The following is a 25,180-nucleotide window of genomic DNA, read 5'->3' as shown; positions in this document are numbered from 1 at the left end:
TGTGCTGACGCGGCGCGGCGTCATGCTGTCGTCATACAGTTGTCATTCGAGAGGGGTCTCATGATGAAAGTTTCGGCAAAGCTGGCACGCGGCGGCGCACTGCTGCTGGGCAGCACGATCCTGTGCACGTCGGGCGGGGCGCTGGCGCAGGGCTCGACGACCAACGACGATCGCGACATCGTCGTCACCGCGTCGAAGCGCGAACAGAATCTGCAGGACGTACCGCTGGCGATCACCGCAATCGGGGCCGAGCGGCTCGACGAGTTGCAGGTCAAGGAATTTCAGGACGTCGTCAAATTTCTGCCGTCGGTGACGATCCAGACGCTCGCCCCCGGATTCAGCCAGGTCTATTTCCGCGGCGTTGCGTCGGGCGAGAATGCCAACCACTCGGCGTCGCTGCCGACCGTCGGCACCTATCTGGACGAAATGCCGATCACGACGATCCAGGGTGCGCTCGACATCCACGCCTATGACTTGGCGCGCGTCGAGGCGCTCGCCGGGCCGCAGGGCACGCTGTACGGCGCCAGTTCGATGGCGGGCACGATCAAGCTGGTCACCAACCAGCCCGACACCAGCGGCACCTATGGCTCGCTGGGGCTCGAGCTCAATTCGGTGTCGCGCGGCGGCATCGGCGGTGTGGCGGAAGGCTTCGTCAACGCGGCGCTTGGCGAGCGCGCCGCGCTGCGTCTGGTCGGCTGGTATCGCCACGACGCCGGCTATATCGACAATATCGCGGGGAGCCGCACCTATCCGACCAGCGGCATCACCCAGTCGAACGCCAATCTGGTCGAAAAGGACTATAACGACGTCGATACCTATGGCGCACGCCTGGCGCTCGGAATCGAACTCGACGACAACTGGACGATCCGTCCCAATGTGATGGGACAGATTCAGAAAGCCAATGGCAGCTTTGCGCAGGAGCGGTCGAGTGCGGTGAGCCGCACACTGCAAACGGTGCAGTATAATCCCGAACGCGGCGACGACAAATGGATCCAGGCCGCGATGACGATCGAAGGCAAGATCGGCAGCTGGGACCTGACTGCGACTGGTGGCCACCTGCGTCGCAAGACCGAGACCGAAAGCGACTATTCCGACTACGCCTATTTCTATGACGCGCTCTATGGCTATGGCGCCTATTTCACCGACAACAACGGTGATCCGGTCAACCCGAACCAGTATATTCAGGGCATCGACCGCTATAAGCGCAGCTTTGCCGAAATCCGCGTCGCTTCGCCCGCCGACGCGCGCATCCGCTTTATCGGCGGGCTGTTCTGGCAGCGCCAGGCGCATAATATCGAACAGAATTACATCATCGACAATATCGCCGACGCGATCACCGTCACCGGAACCGGCAGCAATATCTGGCTGACCAAGCAATTGCGCATCGACCGCGACTATGCGGCATTCGGCGAGGTCAGTTTCGACATCACCGACAAGCTGACGCTGACCGGTGGCGGCCGCGTGTATAAATTCGACAACAGCCTGGTCGGTTTCTTCGGCTATTCGGCAGGGTTCAGCAGCCGGACGGGCGAAGCCGCCTGCTTCGCGCCGACCATCGTCGCCGGTTCGCCCTGCACCAACCTCGACAAGCGGACCAAGGACACCGATTTCATTCACAAGCTCAACCTGACCTACAAGGTCAGCGACGATGTCATGCTGTACGGCACCTGGTCGCGCGGCTTCCGCCCGGGGGGGATCAACCGGCGCGGCACATTGCCTCCCTACAGCCCCGATACCCTCGACAATTACGAGTTCGGCTGGAAAACATCGTTCGGGCCGCTGCGGTTCAACGGCGCCGTTTACCAGCAGGACTGGAAAGGCATCCAGCTGTCGTTCCTGGGCGCCAACGGACTCACCGAAATCCGCAACGCCGGGATCGCGCGCATCCGCGGGATCGAGGCCGATCTCAACTATCGGTCGGGCGGCTTGTCGCTCAGCCTGGGCGGCAGCTATAACGATGCGACGATCCGCCGCGATTTCTGCCGCATCGCCAATCCCACTTTCGATTGCACGATCGACCCGCCGGGACAGACCAACGCACTGCTGGCGCCCGCCGGTTCACGCCTGCCGGTCACCGCCAAATTCAAGGGCAATGCGATCGCGCGCTATGTCTTTCCGATCGGCGGCATGGACGGCCATGTCCAGTTCGCCGCCAATCATATCGGCAAGCGCCGGTCGGACCTCCGGCCGTTCGAGAACGGCATCGTCGGCAATTTCAAGGCCTATACCACCGCCGATATCAGTTTCGGCATCAAGGGCGAGGGCTGGAGCAGCGAGCTTTTCGCGACCAATTTGTTCAACAGCCGCGGCGTCATCAACAGCGCGGTCCAGTGCGGCGAATCGATCTGCGGCGATCCCGACGGGATCAGCAGCACCGGCGGCGTCTTTTACGACAATGTCATCCGCCCGCGGTTGATCGGAATCAAGGTCAGCAAGGACTTCTGACCGGGTGACCGCGACGACGAATCCCCGCGAAAGGCCGCCGCGCAAGCTTGGCCTTTCGATGGCGATCGCGCTGGTCATGGGCAACATGATCGGTTCGGGGGTTTTCCTGCTCCCGGCCAGCCTTGCCCCCTTTGGCTGGAACGGCGTGGTCGGCTGGGTCATCACCATCGGCGGCGCGCTCGCGCTGGCCTTTGTCCTGGCGCGCCTGACGGTCGCCCACCCCGACGCCGGCGGCCCGACGGGGTTTGTCGAGCGCGCTTTTGGCCGCGTCCCCAGCTTCATGATCGGCTGGGCCTATTGGGTGTCGGTATGGACCGCCAACGTCACGCTGGCGGTCGCGGCGGTCAGCTTTCTCAGCCTGTTCATGCCGGTGCTGGGACAGCATATGGCCATATCGACGATCGCGCTGATCTGGATCGTTACCGCGATCAACTGGCAGGGCGCCCGCGCCAGCGGCGGATTTCAGGTCGTCACACTGGCGATCAAGCTGATCCCGCTGCTGGCCGTCATCATCCTGATCCCGATCGCCTTTTCGCGCAGCGAACCGGTCGTCTTGACCCCCTTCCCCGTCGACGGATTGTCGCTCACGGCGGTCAGCGGTTCGGCAATCCTGACCCTGTGGGCCTTGCTCGGTTTCGAATCGGCGAGCGTCGCGGCCGCCAAGGTCGACAGGCCGGCGGTCAATATCCCGCGCGCGACGATGATCGGAACCTTGGCGACGGGGGTGATCTATCTGGTCGTTTGTTCGGCGATCGCACTGATGCTGCCGCCCGCCGCCGTCGCCGCGTCGGAAGCGCCCTTCTCGCTTTTCGTCGAAACCTATTGGGGACCCGGGCCAGGGGCATGGATTGCCGCATTTGCGGCGATCAGCGCGCTCGGCGCGCTCAACGGCTGGACGTTGATCCAGGCCGAACAGCCCGCCCGGCTGGCCGAACGGGGTCTGCTGCCTGCCTGGCTGGCGCGGCAGAACCGGCACGGCACCCCGGCTGTCTCGCTTTTGCTGTCCAGCCTGATTGCCACCGCATGCGTGGTGCTGAACAACAATAAATCGACCAGCGAGATGTTCACCTTCATGGCGGTGTTGTCGACGTCGGTGACGCTGTGGCTCTACCTCGCCTGCGCTGCCGCCGCCTTGCGGCTGCGCGTCGCGATCCCGGTCGCGCTGCTCGGCCTTTCCTATGCGCTGTGGACCTTGTGGGGTGCCGGGATCAGCGTCAGCGCGCTCAGCCTCGTGCTGATGGCGGCAGGCCTGCCGCTCTATGCCTGGACGCGCTTCGCCGCGGCACGGATCGCCAGCACCTCCGCCTGATCGCCGCTCAACGCCACCGCGGCGCGAAGAAACCCCGATCCCGCAGGATCACCTGCGCCGCGTTATGCCCCGGCGCGCCAGTGACGCCGCCGCCGGGGTGAGTGCCCGCGCCGCACATGTAGAGGTTCTTCAGCGGCCCGCGATAGGCGCCGTTGCCGAGCACCGGGCGCGCCGACCACAGCTGGTCGAGGCTCATATTGCCGTGCATGATGTCGCCGCCGATCAGCCCGAATTTGCGCTCGAGCCCCTTGGGGCTGAGGATCTGGCGGCCGACGATCGAGGCGCGGAAGCCGGGGGCATGCGCTTCGACGGTGTCGATGATGCAGTCGGCGGCGGCATCTTCTTCGGCATCCCAGTCCCGGCCGTCGGGCAGTTCGGGGGCGAATTGCTGGCAGAAGAGGCTGGCGACATGCTGCCCCGGCGGCGCGAGGCTATCGTCGACGGTCGAGGGGATGAGCATTTCGACGATCGGCTGCTTCGACCAGCCAAATTGCTTCGCGTCGAGGAACGCGCGGTCCATATAGTCGAGCGTCGGGGCGAGGATGATCCCCGATTGATGATGCTCGCCCGGTTCGGGCAGGCAGGTGAATTTGGGCAGCTCGCTGAGCGCGACATTCATCCGGAACGTCCCGCTGCCCGCCTTTAACGCCTTGATCCGGCGCTGGAACTCGGGCGCGATGTCGCCTGCGTCAAACATTCGCTCGTAGAGCAGTTTCGGGCCGACATTGGCGATGACGCGGTCAGCGGCGATTTCTTCGCCGCCGACCAGCTTGACGCCGACCGCCTTGCCACCATCGACCAGCACCCGCGATACCGGGCTTTCGAGGCTGATCTCGACCCCCAGCTGCGTGCAGACCTTTGCCATCATCTGGGTGATCGCGCCCATGCCGCCGATGCTGTGGCCCCATGCGCCCTTCTTGCCGTTCACTTCGCCGAAGACGTGGTGGAGCAGGACATAGGCGCTGCCCGGGGTATCCGGACTGGCATAATTGCCGACGACCGCGTCGAAACCGAACGCCGCCTTGACCGCCTCGCTTTCGAACCAGCTGTCGAGGAAGGTGCGCGCCGATTTGGTGAACAGTTCGAGCACGTCGCGCTGCTGCGACAGGCTGAGCCTGGTCAACCCGCGCCCCTGCCGCGCCGCGTCGATCAGCGTCTTGAACCCGTCGCCGACATTGGGCGGCGATTTCAGCGCGAGGTCGCGCAGCACATCGGCAACACCTTCGAGCATGTCATAATATTCGGGCAGGCGCGCCGCGTCATGCACCGAGAAGCGGGCGAATTCCTTTTGCGTGCGTTCGAGCCCGCCGCCGAGCTTGAGGTAACCGCCACCTTCCTGCGGCAGGAAGTTGCTGATCGGCCGCTCGATCACGCGATAGCCATGATCGGCGAGCTTCATGTCGGCGATCACTTTGGGCTGGAGCAGACTGACCGTATAACTGGCGACCGAATTGCGGAACCCCGGCGCAAATTCCTCGGTCACCGCGGCGCCGCCGACGACATCACGCGCCTCGACGATGCGGACCTTCAGCCCTGCCCGCGCCAGATAGAAGGCGCAGACGAGGCCGTTGTGGCCGGCGCCGATGATCAGGGCATCATATTGCTTGGTCATATCAAATTCCGTTCGCGTCGAGCGTAGTCGAGACGCCCCTCGTTCCCGCATGGTGTGTCGACTTCGCTCGACACGAACGGAAAAAGCTGATTGGTCATTCTTGGCTCCATCCCGCACGCGGGGCTTGTTCGAGGCGGGATTCGGGGATCAGGTCGCGCATCCGGGCGCAGAAATGCTTGAGGCACACTTCCTTGTCGCTGAGCGGCCCCATGGTGAAGCTCCGCGACGCCATCCCCTGCTGGACGCGGGTGATGAGCAGCGTGTCCTCGGCATTGACCTGACGGTTGATCCGCCAGTTGAGGTAGCGCGCCGCGCGCATCTCACGCCGCTCATCGGGGAGGACGTAGCTGATTTCGCGGATCAGGCAGCTCGTCGGGCCAGTCGGCAGCCATTGCATGAAATCGACCTGATCGGGGTAGATGTCGAACGCGACATTCGGCCAGAGTTTGAAATAGAGCCAGTGGCGCTGCTTGTCCTCGGGCAGATGCGGGACGGACGGCAGAAGCCACTGGTACATCCGCTCCGACCAATTGACCGACGGCCGGTCGATCAGGTCGCCCCACATGCGGTCGACGTGGGTCGTCGCCTCGACGCCATAGCTTTTGCCGAACAGGCGGGTGAGGCCGGGGTGGGCGACGGGGATGTGGAGGCCGTCGGAATAATTGTCCCCGACATTTTTCCAGTTCACGTCGCGCGGGCGCAGCGTGACGCGGCCCAAAGCGCCGAGTTCCTCGAAGCGATAGGGCGCGACCTGCGCTTCATAGGGCGCCATCATCGCCGCAACCGAGGGGCCACCGTCATCGGTCAGACGCACGAACCAGAAACCGCGCCATTGTTCGAGATCGACCGGCACCAGCGACGCCTTGCCCTTGTCGAGGGTCGGGTAGCTGGCACTGTCGGGGACGCCGGTCAGGCGGCCGTCGAGGTCGTAGGTCCAGGCGTGATAGGGGCAGACGAGCTTTTTCGCGCAGCCCGCGCTGCCGTCGACGAGGCGCGAGCCGCGGTGGCGGCAGACGTTGGTGAAGGCGCGGACGGCGCGGTCGGCGCCGCGCACGACAATCACGCTTTCGCCGCAATAGTCGATGCTGTGCCAGTCGCCCGCGTTCGGGATGTCTGACGCATGACAGACGACCTGCCAGCTGGGGCGGAAGATGCGCGCCATTTCGGCGGCGTAGAAGTCGGGGTCGTTGTAGGTCCATGCCGGAAGCGACCAGCCGTCAAGTTCGTCGATGTTGTCGAAAGTGTCGCGCAGCGTTGCCATGAATCGATCCTTGTTGTACAAACGTATAACAAGATGCAGCCCGCTCGCCAAGCCTTTACGCGCGAAAGCGCCGATGCCCGCCGGGCGGACCTGATCGAGGCGACTGCGGCGTGTCTGGCGGATGTCGGCCTGGCAGGCACGAACGTCCGCGCGATCTGCGCGCGCGCCGGGGTCTCGCCGGGGCTGCTGCGCCATTATTTCGGTGGCATCGACGATCTGGTCGCGGCGACCTATCAGGCGACGAGCGATCGGATGGACGCGATTTTCGCCGCGGCGGTCGACGGTGCCGGTGCCGATCCGCGCGCGAAGTTGACGGCGTATCTGACCGCCAGCTTCCGCCCGCCGGTGACCGATCCCGAGCTGCTGGGGGCGTGGACGGCCTTCTGGGCGCTGGCGCGCAGCGACGCGCGGATGGCCGATATTCACGCGGAAAGTTACGCCGGCTACCGCGCGCGGCTGGGCGAGTTGCTGACCTCTTGCGGCGCGCGCGATGCCGACCGGCTGGCGATCATGCTGACCGCGATGGTCGACGGGCTGTGGCTCGAACTGTCGCTCGACGCGGGCAGCTTTGGCGCCGAGGCGGCGGTGGCGATGGTCGAGCGGGCGGTGGAGGCATTGGTCTAGCTGCCGCCCCCATGAACGCGGGGGCGACGAGCTTTTACTTCGACAAATCGCGCAGCAAGCTGTCCCAATGCGCGAGCGCGGGCGCGATGGCGTCGACGGGGACGCGTTCGTTGAGGCCGTGCGCGAAACTGTCGCTCGCTTTGCTGAACAGCCCGGCGACGCCATAACTCGGCACCCCATGCATACGGAAATGATAGCTGTCGGTCGCTCCGGCGCTCATCGACGGGATGATCGGCAGGCCGGGGGCGCGGGCGTGAACCGCTTTCTTGACTGCCGCCATCACGTCGGGGCGCAGCGGCGAAGCATCGCTGGCGCTGGCGTCGGGATCGGTGTTTACCTTGACCGCCGGATCGCCGATCACGCGTTCGAGCTCGGCGCGCACCGTTTCGACCGCAACGCCCGGAAAGATGCGGCAGTTGATGTTCGCGGTCGCGCGCTGCGGCAGCGCGTTTTCGGCGTGACCGCCCTTGACCATGGTCGGCACGCAGGTGGTACCGATCTGACCGACATATTCGGGATCGGCGCGAATCTTGGCGATCGCCGCTTTGTCGGCCGGATTGGCCGCAAAGGCCTTAAGCGCCGCGCCGATGTCGCCGCCGACCTGGTCGGCGACGATCGGCAGGCCGATCCTGGTCAGCTCGTTTTGCTGCGCCGCGAATTTATAGGCGCCGACCTTTTCGAGCGCCGCGGCGAGCTGGACGATCGCGTTGACCGGCGACGGGCGCGAACTGTGGCCGCCGGGGTTGGTGACCTCAATGGTGAAGTCGGCGTAAGTTTTTTCCCCCGCCTGCAGCCCGTAATATTGCGGTTTGCCATCCTCGGCGAGCGTCCCGCCGCCGCCGTCGCCGTTGAGCGCAAATTCGGCGTTCTTGTACTTGGCGGCGAGCGCGCGGGTCGTCACCATCTGGGTTTCCTCGTCGCCCGTGAGCAACAGGATGATCGAGCGCTGCGGCTTGAAGCCGTCCTTTTTCAGTTGCGCCATCGTCGCGACCATCATCGCGATGTCGAACTTGTTGTCCTCCGACCCGCGACCGAAAATATAGCCATTTTCCTCGACCGGGACGAAGGGATCGCGCGTCCAATCCTTCGGATCGGCCGCGACAACATCCATATGACCAAGCAGCAGGATCGGCTTTTTCTTCGTTGTGCCGGCGAACGTCGCGGCGAGGGTTGCGGTTTCGCCCATCGGGGTGATTTCGATGTCGCCGTCGGCAAAGCCCGCCGCCTTCAGCACCCCGGCGTAATAGGCCGCCAGCTCGGGCACCTTGCCGCGCCCCTCGACCGTCGGGATCGCGATGCTGTCTTTCAAAATCTGCTTCGCGGTGTCGGCGTCGGCCGGTTTGGCATGAACGGGCGCAGCGGCGAGCAGAGCGGCAGCGAGGGCGAGCGGGGCGTAAGGCGTGCGCATGGCAACGGGTTATGGCGGGTCAAGGGCAGACGGCAAGTGGCAATCGTTGTGACCGCACTGCGACCAAACGCCGCATTTCTGGAAACGACCGGTTGCGGACTCAGGAGGTATCTTTAATATTTTGAAGATTATATGACTGCGTGCAAATCTGCCGAGGCGAGCGGCAAGCTCGCGACAATGGGGCGGAGGTTACAGCGTGAAATTTAGTTCAATTCCAAACCCTATTAAGATTTCAATGCTGATTATGCTTTCCCTTCTCGCCTACTATACAATTGGGATTATCTGGGTCGGCCTAGCTTTTTTTGCGATGGGCATAGCCGCGATCATGTTCAATAGATGATGGTTAGTGCCGAAGCGTTGGCTTCCTTGGAGAGCCTTCTAACAGGATTTAGGGGTTTGGACCGCGTCCATCGCGTCCACTTCCCACCCCGACGCGGACATGTGCGCAACAGGAGTAGTTCAGACCCCCTGCCACCCCTTCGGTGCTGGGGTCTTTGGCTTGAACCGGCACAAGTCGGCGACCGGGCAGTGCCAGCATTCGGGGGTGCGCGCCTTGCAGATGTAGCGGCCGTGGAGGATCAGCCAGTGGTGGGCGCCGACGCGGAACGGGGCGGGGGTGGTTTTTTCCAGCGCCTTTTCGACCGCGAGCACCGTCTTGCCGGGGGCAAGGCCGGTGCGGTTGCCGACGCGGAAGATATGGGTGTCGACGGCGAAGGTTTCGGCGCCGAACGCGCAGTTCATCACGACATTGGCGGTCTTTCGCCCCACCCCAGGTAGTTCGACAAGCGTATCGCGGTCGGCGGGGACTTCGCCGCCATGGTCGCGGACGAGGATTTCTGACAGCGCGATGACATTCTTCGCCTTGCCGTTGAACAGCCCGATCGTCTTGATATGATCTTTCAAACCCTCCTCGCCCAGATCAATCATCGCCTGCGGCGTCGTCACCTGCTGAAAGAGTTTGCGCGTCGCCTTGTTCACCCCGACGTCGGTCGCCTGCGCCGACAGCACGACCGCGACGAGCAGCTGGTAGGTGTTGCCGAACTGCAGTTCGGTTTCGGGGCTGGGGTTAAGCTCGGCGAGGCGGCGGTAGAATTCGAATATGTCGGCCTTTTTCACTGGTCGGGCAGCCCCAACACTTGCGGCATCGTGTAGCGCCCCGGTTTCTGCCCGGTCAGCCACAGCGCCGCCTCCACCGCGCCGCGGGCGAAGATCATGCGGTTTTCGGCGCGGTGCGACAGGGTGATCATTTCCTCCGGCCCGGCAAAGATCACGTCATGATCGCCCGCGACGGTGCCGCCGCGCAGGCTCGCGAAGCCGATCTTGCCATGGCCGCGCGCGCCGGTGACGCCGTCGCGGTCGCGTTCGGAGCATTTGCCGAGGTCGATGCCGCGCCCTTCGGCGGCGGCCTGCCCGAGCAGCAGCGCGGTGCCGCTGGGCGCGTCGAGCTTCATCCGGTGGTGCATCTCGACAATCTCGATATCATATTCGGGGTCGAGCCGCGCCGCCGCCTCGCGGACCAGATGCGCGAGCAGGGTGACGCCGAGCGAGGTATTGCCGGTCTGGAGCACCGCAATGTCTGCGGCGGCATCGTCGATCAGATAGTGGTGACGTTCCTCGAGCCCGGTAGTGCCGATGACGATCGGCTTTTTCGCCGCGACGCAGGCGTCGAGCGTGGCTTCGAGCGCGGCGGGCGAGGAGAAATCGACGAGGACGTCGGCTTCGGCGGCGAGGCGGGCAACGTCGCCACCCTTGTCGATGCCGCAGCGCCGCTGCCCCGCTTCGGAGATCGCCGCGGCGAGCGCGACGCCCATCCGCCCTTCGCTGCCGATAATGCCGATGCTGGTCATGATCCGTCCCCTGATACGCGGCCTTCCTTTAGCCGTTCGTGTCGAGCGAAGTCGAGACACGTTGGTCCGGCGCCAAACGCCTCTCGACTTCGCTCGAGGCGAACGGATAGGATTGGATATGGAAAAAGTTCAGAACATCGTCATCCTGACCGGCGCCGGGGTGTCGGCCGAAAGCGGCATCGACACCTTTCGCGACGGCGGCGGCTTGTGGGAGCAGCACCGCGTCGAGGATGTCGCGACTCCCGAAGCGTTCGCGCGCGACCCCGATCTGGTGCTGCGATTCTATGACCTGCGGCGCGCCGCGATCCAGACGAAGGAGCCCAATGCGGCGCATCGCGCGCTGGCGCGGCTCGACGCCGAATGGCCGGGCGAGCTGACCATCGTCACCCAGAATGTCGACGACCTGCACGAGCGCGCGGGGGCGAAGCGGCTGATCCATATGCACGGCGAGCATCTGAACGCCTGGTGCACCGCGTGCGACGCGCGCACGTCGTGGACCGGTCCGCTGTTTGATCGGCCCGCCTGTCCGGCCTGCGGCGCGGGTGGCACGCTGCGCCCCGACATCGTGTGGTTCGGCGAAATGCCGTACCGGATGGACGAGATTTACCACGCACTGAACCGCGCTGACCTGTTCGTTTCGATCGGCACCTCTGGCGCGGTCTATCCGGCCGCCGGATTTGTGCGCGAGGCGCGCCAGTCGGGGGCGCTGACGCTGGAACTGAACATGGAACCGAGCCAGGGCAGCTACTGGTTCGCCGAGGCACGGCACGGCCCGGCGACGCGGCTGGTACCCGAATGGGTGGAGGAGGTTTTGGGTGGCTAACTGCGGCGGGAAACGACCAGTTGCGGACCTTCACAAGCCTATTCATCGAGATGAATGCGTGAAACTTTCCGGTTGTCATCCAAGCACAGCTGAATGGCACCGCCCGGCGCCGGTTCCTTCATATAGAATTGAAAACATCGCACATTATCAGGAGGGGCGCGAACTTCCACTGAACAATGCTCCGAAGCAAAGCTATCGCGTCGCTCTCCAGCGGCATCGGCAGCTGCGATCCATGCAGCTTCTACGATGGGATCAGCGCTATCGTGATGGACTGCCTTCAGGTTTTCTAAGTAGCTGAATCTAGCTGCAGAGCATCCGCCAGCGGCATTGCTCAACGATGGGCGTGAGTCATCAACAGGTAATTTCTCGGCGTCGCCACACGCGACGATCGGTAGAGCCAACGACGCCGATACGGCAAATAAGAAGCTGTTGTGGTGGCAGCGTCTCATCCCCATCTTGCTCCTACAATCCTTTGGAACAGCAAGAAGGAGGGAGAATGGGCGAATGTCAATTTCCCACCCCCAAGCCGACCCCCTTCTTCACCGCCGCGCGGCGAAAAATTCCCTGAGCAACGCCCCCGCCTCCCCTGCCCCGATGCCGTCATAGATCTCGGGTCGGTGATGCACCGTCGGCTGGGCGAAGATGCGCGGTCCGTGGGCGACCGCGCCGCCTTTCGGATCGTCGGCGCCGTAGTAAAGCCGCGCGATGCGGGCGTGGGCGATCGCGCCCGCACACATCGCGCAGGGTTCGAGCGTGACATAGAGGTCGCAGCCGTCGAGCCGCTCGTTTCCCAGCCGCGCCGCGGCGGCGCGAATCGCGACGATTTCGGCGTGCGCGGTCGGGTCGTGCGCGGTGCGCGGCGCATTATGGCCTTCGCCGACGATCATCCCGTCCTTGACGACGACCGCGCCGACCGGCACTTCGCCCGCCGCGGCGGCGCTTTTCGCGAGATCCAGCGCCGCGCGCATCGGTTCGGGGAGCGGAAATTGTGGCATCGCTTTTCCCGCTAGTCCCTTGACGAATCTGCGGCAAGCCGATAAGCGCGCGCCTTTCCCGGCTCACTCCGGTCCTGCTGCCCCCGATTTTGCGGGACGCACCCGGACGCCGAACCGAAATTTTGTACGAGGACAAACAGCATGTCGCGCATCTGCGAACTGACCGGCAAGGGTCGTATGGTTGGCAACAATGTCAGCCACGCCAACAACAAGACCAAGCGCACCTTTCTGCCCAATCTGCAGAATGTGACGTTGCTGTCGGATGCGCTGGGCAAGGGCGTGAAGCTGCGCGTGTCGACGCACGGCCTGCGCACCGTCGAGCATAATGGCGGCCTCGACAACTGGCTGCTGAAGGCCGGCGACGACCAGCTGTCGGCATCGGCGCGCAAGGTGAAGAAGGAAGTCGCGAAGAAGCTGGCCGAAAAGGCCGCCTAAGCGCGTTTCCATCGCTGACGCAAAAAGGCGGCCGGGTTTACCGGGCCGCCTTTTTGCTGTCCGGCGTTTCGACAGGCGGCCGATCGACCAGCTCGAACTGGAGCAGCAGGCTGCGCTGCCAGCGGTTGAAATTATCGTCCGAGACAAGCCACAAGTACGTCCGGCCGCCTTCGACGCCGACCGCCGCCCCCTCGTAATTTTCGGCGAGGCGGCGCGGGACGCGGCCTATCGTTTGCGAGCGCACGACCCCGTCGGTGCGGATGTCCGCCGGATCTACCACGGCCAGAATGGTGGTAAACACCGGATCGAAGCCGAGGCGGCGGTGCACGAGCAGGATGCGCCCGTCGGGCAGCACCGCGGCGTCGCTGACCAGCCCCTTACCGCGCGCGTCGTAGAAGAATCGTTGCGGCGGCGGCCCCGGCATCGCGGGGTCGCCGGCATAAAGCAGCGCTTCGCGCCCGCGCGGATCGTCGTCGGCATCCTCCGAAAAGACGATCATTCGCCCGTCGGGCAGCCGCGCCATCGCCTCGGCGCCGCGATTCGCCGGCCAGCGCGGCTGCGGCAGCTTGCGCCGCGCCTCGATGTGCAAAAGGCCGGCATCGAGCCGCCAGATCTGGTTGATCCCCTCGAGCGCGATCCACGCGCGGTCGCCGACCGAATCGACAGACAACGCCTCGACATCGGCCATCGCCTTGCTCGCCGGACGACCGTCGGGCGTCGGTAGCGGGCGGATATCGACCGCGCTGACCCGCCCCGCTCCATCGACCGTCAGCCGTGTCCGGTAGCCATTGTCGCCGACCAGGATGAAGGCGCCCGGGCCGGTGCGCGCGAGCGCCGAGAAACCTCCGAAGCGGCTGTGCGGGCTGACCAGGTGCCAGCCGCGCACAAAATGCAGCGATCCCGACGGCGGCGGCCGGTCGGGCAGCGGACGCGCGGTCACCTGTTGCCGGTGGTCGTCCACGGGAAAGCGCTGCACCGTCCACGGTATCGGTCCGACGAATAAAAGGATCAGCAAGGCAAGTATCGCGCGGCGCATCGGCGCGGGGTTAGGGTCACGGCCGGCAAAAGCAAAGCATTTCGGCACCCGAAGCTGAACGCCAGCCAACAGCGATGTTCAGGCTTCACTCAATGCGAATCGCGCATAACCCCCTTCATCGACAACGCCCAGAAGGGCCGAACGACGAACGAAGGAGAACGACGATGAAAAAGATGGTGACCCTCTCGATCGCCGCCCTGATGTCCACCGCGACGCTGGGCATGGCGGCTCCCGCCGCCGCGCAGAACGGTTATTACAACAACCATGGCTATGCGAGCTATGACGCGCGCTATGGCCGCGACGACCGCCGCTATGACCGTCGTTACGACCGCCGCGCCGATCGCCGCGATTACCGCCAGGATCGCCGCTATAACCAGCGCAACTATCGCCAGTGCGACAATGGCACCGGCGGCACGATCATCGGCGCGATCGCCGGCGGCCTGGCCGGCCATGAAATCGCCGGTCGCGGCGACCGCACCGTCGGCACGATCATCGGCGGCGCCGTCGGCGCCATCGCCGGCCGCGCGATCGACAAGGGCAACGACGGCTGCCGCCGTTAAATCGGCAGCACCGATCCGGGGAACGACGGCCGCTATCGAGAGGCGGACCCGACCCCCAATAATTTCCCTCTCCCTTACCCCGTCCGGCACCCGCCGGGCGGGGTTTTCCTTGTCGGCGCCGCGCGCCGGGGCGGCGGGGTTGCCTTCAACGCCGCCTCCGCCTAGGTTCGGCAGCAAGTGCCAATCCGGCTTTGCGGATCGGTGAGAGAGACAGGTAAGTACAGCCATGCGGCAAATGGCAGCGCCATCAGGGCGAGCGCCGCGGCCGGGTTCGCGGACAGGGCCGGCGGCAAAAGCGCGAGGAAAGGCCGAACCGGCCGCGCGCGCGCAACATTTCATCCGTCCCCGCAGCTATGCCGCCATCGACCTGGGCACCAACAATTGCCGCCTGCTGATCGCGCGGCCGCAGGATGGCGAGCTGGTCGTCATCGACGCCTTTTCGCGGATCGTCCGGCTGGGCGAGGGACTCCACGCCAGCGGCCGGATCAGCGAAGCGGCGATGGACCGCACCGTCGCGGCGCTGGCGATCTGCGCCGACAAACTGCGCCGCCGCCATGTCACGCTGTCGCGCGCGGTCGCGACCGAAGCCTGCCGCCGCGCCGCCAACGGCGCCGAGCTTGCCGAACGGGTGCGCCGCGAAACCGGCATCGTGCTCGACATCATCTCGCCCGCCGAAGAGGCGCGCCTCGCGGCGCTGGGGTGCCACAATCTGATGGAACCGGGCGAAGGGCCGGCGCTGATTTTCGACATCGGCGGCGGTTCGACCGAGCTGATGCACGTCGATGTTTCCGATCATGACGTCAAGATCCACGACTGGACCAGCGTTCCGTGGGGCGTGGTGTCGCTGACCGAACATGCCCCGCTACCCGAAGACAGCCTGGCCGGACGGCAGGCCGCCTATGCCCATATGCGCGAGGTGACACGCGCCGCCTTTGCCGATTTTGCCGGGCGCGCGCAAAAATTCGCGGGGCAGCCGCTGCGCCTGCTGGGTACCAGCGGCACCGTGACGACGCTGGCGAGCGTGTTCCTGAACCTGCCGCGATACGACCGTCGCGCGGTCGACGGGCTGGTCGTTCCCGCTGATGCGATGCGCGAAATCAGCCGCCGCCTCGCCGACGCCAGCATGGCGGACCGCGCCGAGATCGCGTGCATCGGCCGCGAACGCGCCGATCTGGTCGTCGCCGGCTGCGCGATCCTGGAAAGCATTATCGACCTGTGGCCCGCGGCGCGCGTCGGCGTCGCCGACCGCGGCATCCGCGAAGGCATTTTGCGGACGCTGGCGATGCAGGGGCGCGACGTCCCCGTCACGCGGCGCGAATATCGGTCATGAGCGGGGGCAAGCGCGGGAGCGGCGGCGGTCGCGGCGGCCTGCACGTGCGCGTCAAGACCGCGAAAAAGCGCAGCACGTCGTCGACGCGCTGGCTGCAACGCCAGCTCAACGACCCCTATGTCCGCCGTGCGCAGGCCGAGGGATATCGATCGCGCGCCGCGTACAAGCTGATCGAACTCGACGAGAAGTTCGGATTCATCCGGAAGGCGCGCGCCGTCGTCGATCTGGGCATCACCCCCGGCGGCTGGTCGCAGGTGGTGCGCAAGGCGAACCCGCGCGCGCGCGTCGCGGGCATCGACCTGCTGGCGTGCGAGCCGATCGAGGGCGTCGCTATCCTGGAAATGGACTTCATGGACGATGCCGCGCCCGATGCGCTGATCGAGGCGCTGGGCAGTGCCCCCGACCTGGTGATTTCGGACATGGCGGCGAACACCGTCGGCCACCAGCAGACCGACCATCTGCGCACGATCGGCCTGGCCGAAACCGCCGCCGATTTTGCGGTCCAGAATTTACAGCCGGGCGGCGCCTTTGTCGCCAAGGTGTTTGCGGGCGGCGCCGATCACACGCTGCTCAACATTCTCAAACAGAATTTTGCCACGGTAAAGCACGCCAAGCCCCCCGCCAGCCGCAAGGGATCGCCCGAACTCTATGTGATCGCGCAGGGGTTCAAGGGACGGCAGGACGCGGAAACGGACGCCTGACACATCGGCGTCACCGTTGGCGCAGTGAACGGGTGACTGCCTTGGGACCGGTTTCGGTCCCATCCCGTCATCGCTTCTTCATTTCCAATTCAGCGGCGATATGCCTATTGTCCGGGCACTTTGATTACACTGGGGAAAATCTATGCGTCGCGCCGTTGCATCCTTGTCCGCCCTGTCCTTGTTGCTGGCATCGTGCGGCGGCGGGGGCAGCAGTTCGACCGGCGGCGGCGGCGGGCCGGTTACCGTCACCCCGACTCCGTCACCGACCCCGGCACCCACCGCGGGCTGCGGGCTGACCGCGCGGCAGAATTTCGCGAAGGCGGTGATCGACGAATGGTATCTGTTCCCCGCCGACGTCGCGGGCGGTGTCAACCCCGCCAGTTTCGGCAGCGTCAACGCCTATATCGACGCGCTGGTCGCCCCGGCGCGCGCGCTGGGGAAGGATCGTTTCTTTACCTACATCACCTCGATCGCCGAGGAGAACGCCTTTTTTGCCAGCGGATCGAGCGCCGGGTTCGGCATCCGGCTGGTCTATGACGCGGCGAACCAGCGGGTGCTGATCGCCGAAGCCTATGAAACCGCCCCTGCCTTTGCCGCGGGGATCGACCGCGGCACGGCGATCGTCGGTATCGGCACCAACAGCGGCAACATCCGCACCATCGCCAATATCGTGGCGTCCGAGGGGACGGCGGGGATCACCAACGCGCTGGGCCCGAACGACCCCGGCGTGACCCGCGTCCTGCGGATCACCGACGCCGCCGGAACGCGCGACGTGACCGTCGCCAAGGCCGATTATGCGCTCGATCCGATTTCGGATCGCTATGGCGCCAAGATTATCAGCGAGGGCGGTCGCAACTATGGTTACCTCAACCTGCGCACCTTTATCTCGTCGGCAAACCCGCAGCTGCGTGCCGCCTTTCTGGATTTCCGCAACCAGGGGGTGACCGACATCATCATCGATTTTCGCTATAATGGCGGCGGCCTCGTCTCGACCGCCGAGCTGATGGGCGACCTGCTGGGGCGCAACCGCACGTCGAGCCAGTTGTTTTCGCAGACCGTTTTCCGCTCGTCGAAATCGAGCCAGAACAGCAACCGCTTCTTTGCGCCGCAACCCGAATCGATCGCACCGACGCGTATCGCCTTTATCGGGACCGGATCGACCGCGTCGGCCAGCGAACTCGTCATCAATTCGATGCTGCCCTATTTGGGCACCAACATGACGTTGGTCGGCAGCAATACGTTCGGCAAGCCGGTCGGCCAGATCGCGCTGGACAAGGCCGAATGCGACGACCGGATGCGCGTCGTCGCCTTTGCAACAGCCAATTCGACCGGCGCAGGCGATTATTACGACGGGCTGGCGCCCAAGATCGCGAACAGCTGCGCCGCGGGCGATGATCTGGCTTTCCCGCTGGGCGACGCGCGCGAGGCCTCGGTCCGCCGCGCGATCGACTTTCTGTCGGGCGCGGGTTGCCCGACGCGGATTGCCGAGGCCGGCGTCGGCCCGGCAGCGCAGAGCAGCAGCGCGCGGATCACCGCCGAACCCGAAATGCTGGTTCCCGACCGGCCGAGCGCGGCGCAGCGCGAACTGCCCGGACTGTTCTGATCGGCCCCGCAAACACGGGCTTGGCGAAGCCCGTGTCCTGCGTCTATGGCAGCGCATTGGCCGGGGATGGCCCGGCCGAAGTCAGGAGAGAATGAATGAACCACGCCGAATTGTCGGACGCCGTCGCTGCGTCGCTGGACCTGAGCAAAGCCGACGGGCGCAAGGCGGTCGACGCCGTGTTCGCCGCGATCGCCGACGCCGCCGCCAAGGGTGACGAGGTTTCGGTCAACGGTTTCGGCAAGTTCAAGGTCAAGGCGACCCCGGCCCGCGAAGGCCGCAACCCGTCGACCGGCGCCACGATCCAGATCAAGGCCGCCAAGAAGCTGACCTTTGGCCCCGCCAAGGCCGTCAAGGACCGCCTGAACGGCTGATCCACCCGCGCGGGTCCCGCCGCCGCCACGGCTGGCGGGACCCGAGTTTTTCCCTGCCGAACGCCACCATATAACGGCAACAGGCCGGCACCCATGTACATCGGCATATCAACGGCGACCTGCCGCGGCGCGGGGACGGCTCGCCCCCTTTTGGTGCGCCCGCGAAATTTCCCTGAGATTGGGGGATAACGCACTTGTTACCGTAATGAAGCATTTAGGGGTTAAGTAAACTGTCACCGTAATTCCGGTAGTGAAGTGAGAGACACATGACGACGTTCGAGCTTTACAAGGATACGCTTCTGCCACCGGGCTTCAAATACCCGGAGAAATTTCGTTTCATGGCTGAATCGGGCAGTTATCCGCAGATCGCGCCTTGGTGGTTTGTAGACGCTGCGTCGGAGGCAGGAGACCTATTTTATAGCATTCGAGAGCATGACGGACGGAACCTAATACCGTTCGCCAAGGTGGACGACGGACGAGGAGATATTGCTTGTTTCGATGGCGACGATCACAGTGGAAACCCAAATGTCTTAATGCTCGTTCTCGATGAATCCGGGCGCGCTTATTCATATAGAGATTTCGATAACTGGATGGACGCTGCCCTTTTGGATGCCCGGCGCTAATCAACGAATTACGGTGACAGTTTAGAATTACGGAATTGAATTAATTACGGTGACAGTTTACTTTAATTACGGTGTAATTACGGTGACAGTTTACTTAACCCCCAAACTTACATAGCGTCTCAGCATGGCCCGCCTTCCGCGCTTCGTCCTCCCTGGCATTCCGCACCATATTACCCAGCGCGGCAACCGGCGCGAGCGGACCTTCTTCGAGGACGGCGACTACGAGGTCTATCTTGATCTCCTCGCCGAGGCGGCGCGGCGGGCGCAGACCGAGATCTGGTCCTATTGCCTGATGCCCAACCATGTCCATATCATCCTGGTACCGGGCGATGCGGACGGGCTTCGCCGGACCTTTGGCGATCTGCACCGGCGCTATACCGGCTTTATCAACGCGCGGATGCGCACGACGGGCCACCTGTGGCAAGGGCGGTTCGCTCGGTCGCGATGGACGAGGCCCATCTGGTCGCCGCCTTTCGCTATGTCGCGCTCAACCCCGTCCGCGCGCGGCTGGTCAGGCGGGCGACCGACTGGAAATGGTCGAGCACCCGCGCGCTGTGCAACGCGGAAGATGACGGCGTGGTCACTGTCGCACCGGCGCTCGACCGCGTGGGCGACTTCACCGCCTTCCTCGACGAGGCGTTCGACGAGGCCTTTACCTATGCCGCGCTGCGCAAGGCCGAAAGCGTCGGACGCCCCGTCGGGTCGCCCCAATGGCTGGACGATATGGAGGCCAAGACCGGACTGGCGCTGAAGCCAAAAAAGCGCGGCCCAAAGGAAATGGGAGTTTAGGGGTTAAGTAAACTGTCACCGTAATTTAAGTAAACTGTCGCCGTAATTCCGGGCAAAACCATGCGGGGGAGGCGGGCCATGTCCTGTCGATAGCAGGGAGCCGCAGCTCGTGCAATTTCGGGGATAACGCACCTGTCACCGTAAGGCCGGGGCCGGGGATAACGCACCTGTCACCGTAAGGCCACCTGTCACCGTAAGGCGTAATTGTAGGTAATTGTAGGGGTTATTGCACCTGTCACCGTAATTCCCTGCTTTTATCTTGCCTTCGCAAAATCAGCCCGAAGACCCACCAGTCGATCCGCAAATCGCTCCACACCTTCCCGATCTCCCGGCATTCCGATCTGCTCGGTTTCGAGCCACCAGAGGTAATCGACGATTTCGTCGCGGCGCTTGTCCCCAACCACCAGATTATAGATCAACGGAGCGTAAGAATCGTATTCGTCGTGAGCTTCGGGAACATGACCTACGCCAATCGGGTCCCACTCGGTGCGAAGCGCCTCGCGAATGATGCGCTGTCTTTCAGCTACAATGTCGGGGGTCTGCATCACGGTTTTCCTCGGATTACGGTAATAACTTTGCCGGTGCTGGAGTCGACAATTACCTGCACTTTGTTGGCAGCGTCAAAGTATCCTGTTGTCCCTGCCTTGGAATTACGGTGACAGTTTACTTAACCCCCAAACTTCCATAGCCTCGCGCCATGGCTCGCCTCCCCCGCATGGTTTTGCCCGGCATTCCGCATCATGTGACCCAGCGCAGCAACCGGCGCGAGCGGACGTTTTTCGAGGACGGCGATGACGCCCTCCGTCATCGCCCCGCAGCGACGTTGCTGTCGTAACCCCTGCCCCCGCGCCGCCTATTCCGCCTCGACCGCCTCGGCAACCGTCACCGACTGGTCGACCAGTTCGATCGCGCCATAGGCGGTCAGGAAGCTGATGTCGGCGGCGTCGCGGCCGACGCAGATGCGCGCCATCGCCGATGCGCGCGCCATGCCGGTCGCGTCGACGGGGTGCCAGTCGCCGTCGAGGAACACTTCGGCGACGGCGTGGAAATCCTGCGGATCGACCCCCAGCGCATAGACGCTGGCCATCCGCGCCGGGATCTGCGCGGCGCGCGCCAGCGCGATCATCACATGCGCATAGTCGCGGCACACCCCGCGCCGTTCGACAAAGCTGTCGAGCGCGCCGGTTTCGGCGTCGCTGGACCCCGCGACATAGGTGAAGCGGCTTTCGATCCAGTCGCGCATCCGCGCGACCTTGGCGCCGCCTTCATGGTCGCCGAAGCGGCGTTCGACAAAGGCGTGAAACTTGTTCGACGGGCAATAGCGCGATTCGTTGAGATAGGGGACGGCGTCGGCGGGCAGGCGGTGGAGCGGCACCGCGGCGAGCGTCGCCAGATCGGGATCAGGGCGGTCGATCGCGACGCGGGCGCGATAGTCGGCGACCAGCTCGCCCTCGGTGCGCAGCCACACCGGATCGCAGATCCCGGCGGCCGACGGGGTGCGGACGATATCGTCGGGCGCGCCAAGGTCGAGCGCGGCATCGAGCACGCGCTGGCCATGGCCGTTCGCCGCCTCGATCTGGAGCATCAGGTCGACCGGTTGGGGCAGGCGATATTTTAGGGAGGCGCGGATCGCGAGTTTCATCTATCGCCAACGCATGAGGGAGGGTTCGGTGCCGCTAAACCTGTCAGGGAAAAAGCACAAGTGACGCCGGGGCGGACCATCCCCTTCATCGTTGCAACGATCTTTATCGACGCGGTCGGCTTCGGCATCATCATGCCGGTGTTGCCGCAGCTGGTGATGGAGGTCGGGCGCATCGATCTGCCGCACGCGATCGAGGTCGGCGCGTGGATCGGGCTGGTGATGGCGGTGGCGACGTTCCTGGCGTCCCCGGTGCTCGGCAACCTGTCCGACCGCTTCGGGCGGCGGCGCGTGCTGCTGCTGTCGCTGGGCGGGCTGGCGATCGATTATGCGCTGCTGACGATTGTTCAGACGCTGCCCTGGCTATTCATTGCGCGCGCCCTGTCCGGAGTATTTGGCGGCAGCTATGCGGCGGCGCAGGCCGCCATCGCCGACATCACCAAGCCCGAGGAGCGCGCGCGCAATTTCGGTTTTGTCGGTGCGGCGTTCGGGATCGGCTTTGTCGCCGGTCCCGCGATCGGGGGCTTCCTTGGCGAGATCGGTCCGCGCGCGCCATTTGTCGCCGCCGCCATCCTCGCCGCCGCGAACATGCTCTATGGCCTGTTCATCTTCCCCGAGACCTTGCCGCCCGAGCGCCGCCGCGCCTTCAGCTGGCGCCGCGCCAATCCGCTCGGCGCGCTCCAGACGATGCGCGGCCTGCCCGGCATGGGCGGGGTCGCGAGCGTGCTGACTTTGTGGCAGATTGCCAGCCTGGTCTATCCGATGACGTGGAGCTTTTACTGCATCGCGCAACTCGGCTGGACGCCGGGGATGATCGGCGCCAGCCTGGCCGCGGTCGGGGTGATGATCGCGCTCGGCCAGACCTTTGTCGTCGGGCCGATGGTCGCGCGCTTTGGCGAGCGCGACGCCGCGACGATCGGCATCCTGATCGCGGTCGCCAATTATATCGGCTATGCCTTTGTCACCTCGACCTGGGGCGCGTTCCTGCTGTTGCTGCCGATCGCGTTGCAGGCACCGGTGCAGCCGTCGCTGAACGCGCTGATGTCGCGCCGCGCCACCGCCGACACGCAGGGCGAGGTTCAGGGGATTTCGGCGATGGCGATGGGACTGGGCCAGCTTGCCGCGCCGATCCTGCTAACCGGCACCATGGCCTATTTCACCGCCGACACCGCCCCGCTGCATTTCCCGGGCGCGGCGTTCATCGTGTCGGCGATCTTCGGCCTGCTCGCGGTGGCGATGCTGCGCCGCCTGCCGCGGGTGACGCGGACCAGCGACGATGCGGGCGATCAGATGCCGCCGTCGGTCGCCGCATAACCCGCGGCTTCCAGCCCCGCGGTCAGCATCGCGACGCAGGCGGCGACATCGGCGGCCGACGTCGATCGGATCACGAAATTGGCGCCAACCTTTCCATCGCGGAAAAAGGGATAGCTGCCGATCACGACGCCGGGATATTGTTTTTCGCCCTGGCGGAGCAGGTCGGCGACCTCGCTTTCCGGCGACCAGGCGCCGATGGTGTGCGCAACCAGCGGCGCGCCGCCCTCCAACTGGCCGGTCAGCGCGTCGAGCATCCCCGCGGTGATATGCGGCACCCCCGCCATCACGAACAGATTGCCGATGCGGATGCCCGGCGCCCCCGACATGCGGTTGGGGATCAGCTCGGCGCCGTCAGGGGTGCGCGCCATGCGCAGCCGCGCCTCGGTCAGGTCCAGCCCGCGCCCGCCATAATAGCGCTCGAGGATCGCGCGCGCGTCGGGATGGATGATCACCCCGACGCCCAGCGCCTTCGCCACCGCATCGACGGTGATGTCGTCGTGGGTCGGGCCGATGCCGCCGGTCGTGAAAACATAATCGTAACGCGCGCGCACCGCATTCAGCGCGTCGACGATCTCGTCCTCGACATCGGGGACGACGCGCACTTCGCGCAGGCGGATGCCTTGGGCATCGAGCCAGGTCGCGATCTGCGCGATATTCTTGTCCTGGGTGCGGCCCGAGAGAATCTCGTCGCCGATCACCAGCACGGCGGCGGTCCAGATGCGTTCGTCGCTCATCGCTTTGCCTTAGCCGGACGCGGTGACAAAACAAGTGCGGTGGACCTGCATCTTTGTTCCTGTTATGTTCATGTTCGACTCGCAATACATGAGGGAGAGCCCCGATGGCCGACGAACTGATTTTCTATACCAACCCGATGTCGCGCGGGCAGATCGTCCGCTGGATGCTGGAGGAGGTCGGCGCGCCGTATGAACCGCGCATCCTCGATTATGGCACGACGATGAAGGACGCCGCCTATCTGGCGGTCAATCCGATGGGCAAGGTGCCTGCGATCGTCCATGACGGCAAGGTGGTGACCGAATGCGCCGCGATCTGCGCCTATCTGGCCGATGCCTTCCCCGATGCCGGGCTGGCGCCCGCCCCCGCCGACCGCGCCGATTATTATCGCTGGCTGTTCTTCACCGCAGGGCCGGTCGAGCAGGCGATCACATCGAAGCATTTCGGGCTGGAGCCCGAGGGCGAGCAGCAGCAAATGGCGGGGTTCGGCTCGCTTGAGATGGCGCTCGACGCGCTGGAAAGTGCGGTGGCGGGCAAGGAATATGTGGCCAACGACCGCTTCAGCGCCGCCGACGTCTATGTCGGGAGCCAGATCGACTGGGGGCTGCAATTCGGCACCATCCCAAGCCGACCCGCGTTCGAAGCCTATGTCGCGCCCTTGCGCGAGCGCGCGGCGTACAAGCGCGCGAAGGAAATCGACAATGCGCTGATCGCCGAGATGCAGGCGGCGAATCCGGCTTAGGGCCGGTCTTTCTGGTTCGTCATTGCGAGGCATGGAAAGCTCGATTGCGTGAGCTAAGGCAGCGCCTTCAGCAATCCCGCAGCCAGCGGCGCCAGCCGTCGCACCTGCGGGTCCTGCGATTCGCTCGCCGCGACATAGACCGCGTCGGCGAAAGCCGTGATGTTGTGGTGCGCCGCCAGTCCTTCCGCGCTGTTATGCGCCGCTTTCCAGCGCGGCGCATCGCCTGGCTGCAGCGTTTGAAACCACCCTGCCCACGCCGCATCGTCGATGTCACTGCGCTTCGCCAGAAACAGCAGCGGCCGCGCCAGCCGCCGCGCCTCGCCATGGACATAGGCGTGCGATCCCGCGGGCGCGACCTGCGCGGCGACCGCGCCGAGCAGCAGGTCGGCATCGGCACGTGTCAGCCGCGGGTTGAGCGCGAGTTGCATCAACAGGTCGGCGCCGTGCGCGACGCCGTGCCGCCAGCCCTCGCCTGCGATGAAGCCGCGATAGTCGGTGACGCCGCGCAAATAGTTCGCGCCAGTTTCGGCGAGCGCATGCAATTCGGCGTCGGTCAGAAAGGGCTCGACGCGGTCAGCGCGCGCGACTTCCGACAGGGCCAGCACCGCGAACGGACGACGGAAGCCCGCTGCGTCATCGGGCGCGGCGAGAATCGTCGTCAACCGCTGCATCGCATGGCGGAGGCCGTCGGGCTTCAGATGCTTGCCGCGCAGTCCCTGTGTCCACAGCGCGAAGGCGAAATCGTCACGGATCGCGGGGTCGGGATCGCCCAGACAGGCGATCAGCGCGTCGATCGCGGCCTCATCCGCCGCTACAAAATAGCTACCGGCAAAGGCCTTGAGGTCGCCATCGGCGGGCCGCGCAACCGTGCAAGTATCGCTAGCCTTTGCGGTACCCGGCATCGCGGTCAGCAGCATCGCGGTGCCGACCGCGCCCCAAATCCGTTTCATCCTCATCCCCCTCGCAAAGAAAGAGCCCGGC

The 25,180-nt window shown here is 64.9% G+C and carries 27 protein-coding genes and 1 pseudogene; 16 read left to right on the top strand and 12 right to left on the bottom strand.

Translation table 11 applies throughout. The annotated features are described in order from the left end of the window. Window positions 1-60: 60 nt before the first annotated feature. Together IR187_RS09170 and IR187_RS09165 are read left to right on the top strand one after the other, a co-directional pair. Complete coding sequence (locus IR187_RS09170) at window positions 61-2,445, top strand: TonB-dependent receptor (protein WP_194954303.1); 2,385 nt, start codon at window positions 61-63, stop codon at window positions 2,443-2,445. A gap of 4 nt (window positions 2,446-2,449) precedes the next feature. Continuing rightward, window positions 2,450-3,754, top strand: a complete 1,305-nt coding sequence (locus IR187_RS09165) for an amino acid permease (protein ID WP_324187674.1) — start codon at window positions 2,450-2,452, stop codon at window positions 3,752-3,754. A 7-nt stretch (window positions 3,755-3,761) separates the two neighbouring features. Here the strand turns inward: IR187_RS09165 and IR187_RS09160 are convergent, their stop codons facing one another. Continuing rightward, window positions 3,762-5,366, bottom strand: coding sequence for a phytoene desaturase family protein (locus IR187_RS09160; RefSeq protein WP_194954302.1), 1,605 nt, complete (start codon window positions 5,364-5,366; stop codon window positions 3,762-3,764). Window positions 5,367-5,460: 94 nt separating this feature from the next. Further along, on the bottom strand, window positions 5,461-6,627 hold the full coding sequence (locus IR187_RS09155; RefSeq protein WP_194954301.1) for an aromatic ring-hydroxylating oxygenase subunit alpha: 1,167 nt from the start codon (window positions 6,625-6,627) through the stop codon (window positions 5,461-5,463). A 33-nt stretch (window positions 6,628-6,660) separates the two neighbouring features. On the opposite strand from IR187_RS09155, the gene IR187_RS09150 reads away from it, so the two are divergent. Then, window positions 6,661-7,251 (top strand): TetR/AcrR family transcriptional regulator, encoded by a 591-nt coding sequence (locus IR187_RS09150; protein WP_194954300.1) that lies wholly within the window; start codon window positions 6,661-6,663, stop codon window positions 7,249-7,251. Between the two features lie 34 nt (window positions 7,252-7,285). Here IR187_RS09150 and IR187_RS09145 read toward each other — a convergent pair whose 3' ends face one another. From IR187_RS09145 to dapB, 3 genes are all read right to left on the bottom strand, one after another. After that, complete coding sequence (locus IR187_RS09145; protein ID WP_194954299.1) at window positions 7,286-8,659, bottom strand: M20/M25/M40 family metallo-hydrolase; 1,374 nt, start codon at window positions 8,657-8,659, stop codon at window positions 7,286-7,288. 459 nt (window positions 8,660-9,118) lie between these two features. After that, on the bottom strand, window positions 9,119-9,775 hold the full coding sequence (nth, locus tag IR187_RS09140; RefSeq protein WP_194954298.1) for an endonuclease III: 657 nt from the start codon (window positions 9,773-9,775) through the stop codon (window positions 9,119-9,121). Continuing rightward, complete coding sequence (dapB, locus tag IR187_RS09135; protein WP_194954297.1) at window positions 9,772-10,506, bottom strand: 4-hydroxy-tetrahydrodipicolinate reductase; 735 nt, start codon at window positions 10,504-10,506, stop codon at window positions 9,772-9,774. The genes nth and dapB overlap by 4 nt, the downstream gene beginning before the upstream one ends. A gap of 118 nt (window positions 10,507-10,624) precedes the next feature. Between dapB and IR187_RS09130 the strand changes: the two genes are divergently transcribed. Further along, entirely contained in the window at window positions 10,625-11,329 is a 705-nt protein-coding gene (locus IR187_RS09130) for an NAD-dependent deacylase (protein ID WP_194954296.1), read from the top strand. Between the two features lie 38 nt (window positions 11,330-11,367). On the opposite strand, the gene IR187_RS09125 is transcribed toward IR187_RS09130, so the two are convergent. Both IR187_RS09125 and tadA read right to left on the bottom strand, forming a co-directional pair. After that, window positions 11,368-11,778 carry a hypothetical protein gene (locus IR187_RS09125; protein ID WP_194954295.1) on the bottom strand — a complete coding sequence of 137 codons (411 nt, stop codon included), beginning with the start codon at window positions 11,776-11,778 and terminating at the stop codon, window positions 11,368-11,370. A 90-nt stretch (window positions 11,779-11,868) separates the two neighbouring features. Then, the gene (gene tadA / locus IR187_RS09120; RefSeq protein WP_194954294.1) at window positions 11,869-12,324 is read right to left on the bottom strand and encodes a tRNA adenosine(34) deaminase TadA; all 456 of its coding nucleotides are present in this window, start codon (window positions 12,322-12,324) and stop codon (window positions 11,869-11,871) included. Between the two features lie 141 nt (window positions 12,325-12,465). Between tadA and rpmB the strand changes: the two genes are divergently transcribed. Beyond that, window positions 12,466-12,759, top strand: coding sequence for a 50S ribosomal protein L28 (gene rpmB / locus IR187_RS09115; protein WP_194954293.1), 294 nt, complete (start codon window positions 12,466-12,468; stop codon window positions 12,757-12,759). A gap of 37 nt (window positions 12,760-12,796) precedes the next feature. Here rpmB and IR187_RS09110 read toward each other — a convergent pair whose 3' ends face one another. Beyond that, window positions 12,797-13,795, bottom strand: coding sequence for an esterase-like activity of phytase family protein (locus IR187_RS09110; protein WP_194954292.1), 999 nt, complete (start codon window positions 13,793-13,795; stop codon window positions 12,797-12,799). A gap of 164 nt (window positions 13,796-13,959) precedes the next feature. On the opposite strand from IR187_RS09110, the gene IR187_RS09105 reads away from it, so the two are divergent. The 8 genes and pseudogenes from IR187_RS09105 (at window position 13,960) to IR187_RS16765 (ending at window position 19,772) form a co-directional block, all read left to right on the top strand. Continuing rightward, window positions 13,960-14,355 (top strand): glycine zipper 2TM domain-containing protein, encoded by a 396-nt coding sequence (locus IR187_RS09105; protein WP_194954291.1) that lies wholly within the window; start codon window positions 13,960-13,962, stop codon window positions 14,353-14,355. 226 nt (window positions 14,356-14,581) lie between these two features. Beyond that, window positions 14,582-15,685: a Ppx/GppA phosphatase family protein gene (locus IR187_RS09100; RefSeq protein WP_194954290.1), complete on the top strand. Its 1,104-nt coding sequence runs from the start codon at window positions 14,582-14,584 to the stop codon at window positions 15,683-15,685. Continuing rightward, window positions 15,682-16,386 carry an RlmE family RNA methyltransferase gene (locus IR187_RS09095; RefSeq protein ID WP_194954289.1) on the top strand — a complete coding sequence of 235 codons (705 nt, stop codon included), beginning with the start codon at window positions 15,682-15,684 and terminating at the stop codon, window positions 16,384-16,386. Before IR187_RS09100 ends, IR187_RS09095 begins: the two co-directional genes overlap by 4 nt. 142 nt (window positions 16,387-16,528) lie before the next feature. Next, window positions 16,529-17,989 carry a S41 family peptidase gene (locus tag IR187_RS09090; protein ID WP_194954288.1) on the top strand — a complete coding sequence of 487 codons (1,461 nt, stop codon included), beginning with the start codon at window positions 16,529-16,531 and terminating at the stop codon, window positions 17,987-17,989. A gap of 95 nt (window positions 17,990-18,084) precedes the next feature. Continuing rightward, window positions 18,085-18,360: an HU family DNA-binding protein gene (locus IR187_RS09085; RefSeq protein ID WP_088440085.1), complete on the top strand. Its 276-nt coding sequence runs from the start codon at window positions 18,085-18,087 to the stop codon at window positions 18,358-18,360. Window positions 18,361-18,626: 266 nt separating this feature from the next. Next, complete coding sequence (locus IR187_RS09080) at window positions 18,627-18,983, top strand: SMI1/KNR4 family protein (RefSeq protein ID WP_194954287.1); 357 nt, start codon at window positions 18,627-18,629, stop codon at window positions 18,981-18,983. 124 nt (window positions 18,984-19,107) lie between these two features. Then, window positions 19,108-19,359, top strand: a pseudogene (locus tag IR187_RS17160) (transposase); the annotation flags it as partial. Window positions 19,360-19,400: 41 nt separating this feature from the next. Next, window positions 19,401-19,772 (top strand): hypothetical protein, encoded by a 372-nt coding sequence (locus tag IR187_RS16765; RefSeq protein WP_228765682.1) that lies wholly within the window; start codon window positions 19,401-19,403, stop codon window positions 19,770-19,772. Between the two features lie 254 nt (window positions 19,773-20,026). Here IR187_RS16765 and IR187_RS09070 read toward each other — a convergent pair whose 3' ends face one another. Further along, complete coding sequence (locus tag IR187_RS09070; protein ID WP_194954286.1) at window positions 20,027-20,317, bottom strand: hypothetical protein; 291 nt, start codon at window positions 20,315-20,317, stop codon at window positions 20,027-20,029. A 152-nt stretch (window positions 20,318-20,469) separates the two neighbouring features. Here IR187_RS09070 and IR187_RS09065 point away from each other — a divergent pair, with 152 nt between their 5' ends. After that, window positions 20,470-20,607: a hypothetical protein gene (locus IR187_RS09065; protein ID WP_228765680.1), complete on the top strand. Its 138-nt coding sequence runs from the start codon at window positions 20,470-20,472 to the stop codon at window positions 20,605-20,607. 18 nt (window positions 20,608-20,625) lie between these two features. Here IR187_RS09065 and IR187_RS09060 read toward each other — a convergent pair whose 3' ends face one another. After that, window positions 20,626-21,414, bottom strand: coding sequence for a transglutaminase-like domain-containing protein (locus tag IR187_RS09060; protein ID WP_194954285.1), 789 nt, complete (start codon window positions 21,412-21,414; stop codon window positions 20,626-20,628). 60 nt (window positions 21,415-21,474) lie between these two features. Here IR187_RS09060 and IR187_RS09055 point away from each other — a divergent pair, with 60 nt between their 5' ends. Next, the gene (locus IR187_RS09055) at window positions 21,475-22,725 is read left to right on the top strand and encodes a TCR/Tet family MFS transporter (RefSeq protein ID WP_194954284.1); all 1,251 of its coding nucleotides are present in this window, start codon (window positions 21,475-21,477) and stop codon (window positions 22,723-22,725) included. On the opposite strand, the gene IR187_RS09050 is transcribed toward IR187_RS09055, so the two are convergent. Beyond that, window positions 22,698-23,459 carry a competence/damage-inducible protein A gene (locus tag IR187_RS09050; RefSeq protein ID WP_194954283.1) on the bottom strand — a complete coding sequence of 254 codons (762 nt, stop codon included), beginning with the start codon at window positions 23,457-23,459 and terminating at the stop codon, window positions 22,698-22,700. The genes IR187_RS09055 and IR187_RS09050 overlap by 28 nt on opposite strands. 104 nt (window positions 23,460-23,563) lie before the next feature. Here IR187_RS09050 and IR187_RS09045 point away from each other — a divergent pair, with 104 nt between their 5' ends. Then, entirely contained in the window at window positions 23,564-24,199 is a 636-nt protein-coding gene (locus tag IR187_RS09045) for a glutathione S-transferase family protein (protein WP_194954282.1), read from the top strand. A 53-nt stretch (window positions 24,200-24,252) separates the two neighbouring features. Here the strand turns inward: IR187_RS09045 and IR187_RS09040 are convergent, their stop codons facing one another. After that, window positions 24,253-25,149, bottom strand: a complete 897-nt coding sequence (locus IR187_RS09040) for a DUF2785 domain-containing protein (protein ID WP_194954281.1) — start codon at window positions 25,147-25,149, stop codon at window positions 24,253-24,255. Window positions 25,150-25,180: the final 31 nt, after the last annotated feature.

Origin of the sequence: Sphingopyxis solisilvae (assembly GCF_015475875.1) — a bacterium.
Taxonomy (GTDB): Bacteria; Pseudomonadota; Alphaproteobacteria; order Sphingomonadales; family Sphingomonadaceae; genus Sphingopyxis; species Sphingopyxis solisilvae.
The sequence above is the reverse complement of the archived record's forward strand: the minus strand, read 5'-3'. Positions and strand labels throughout refer to the sequence as shown.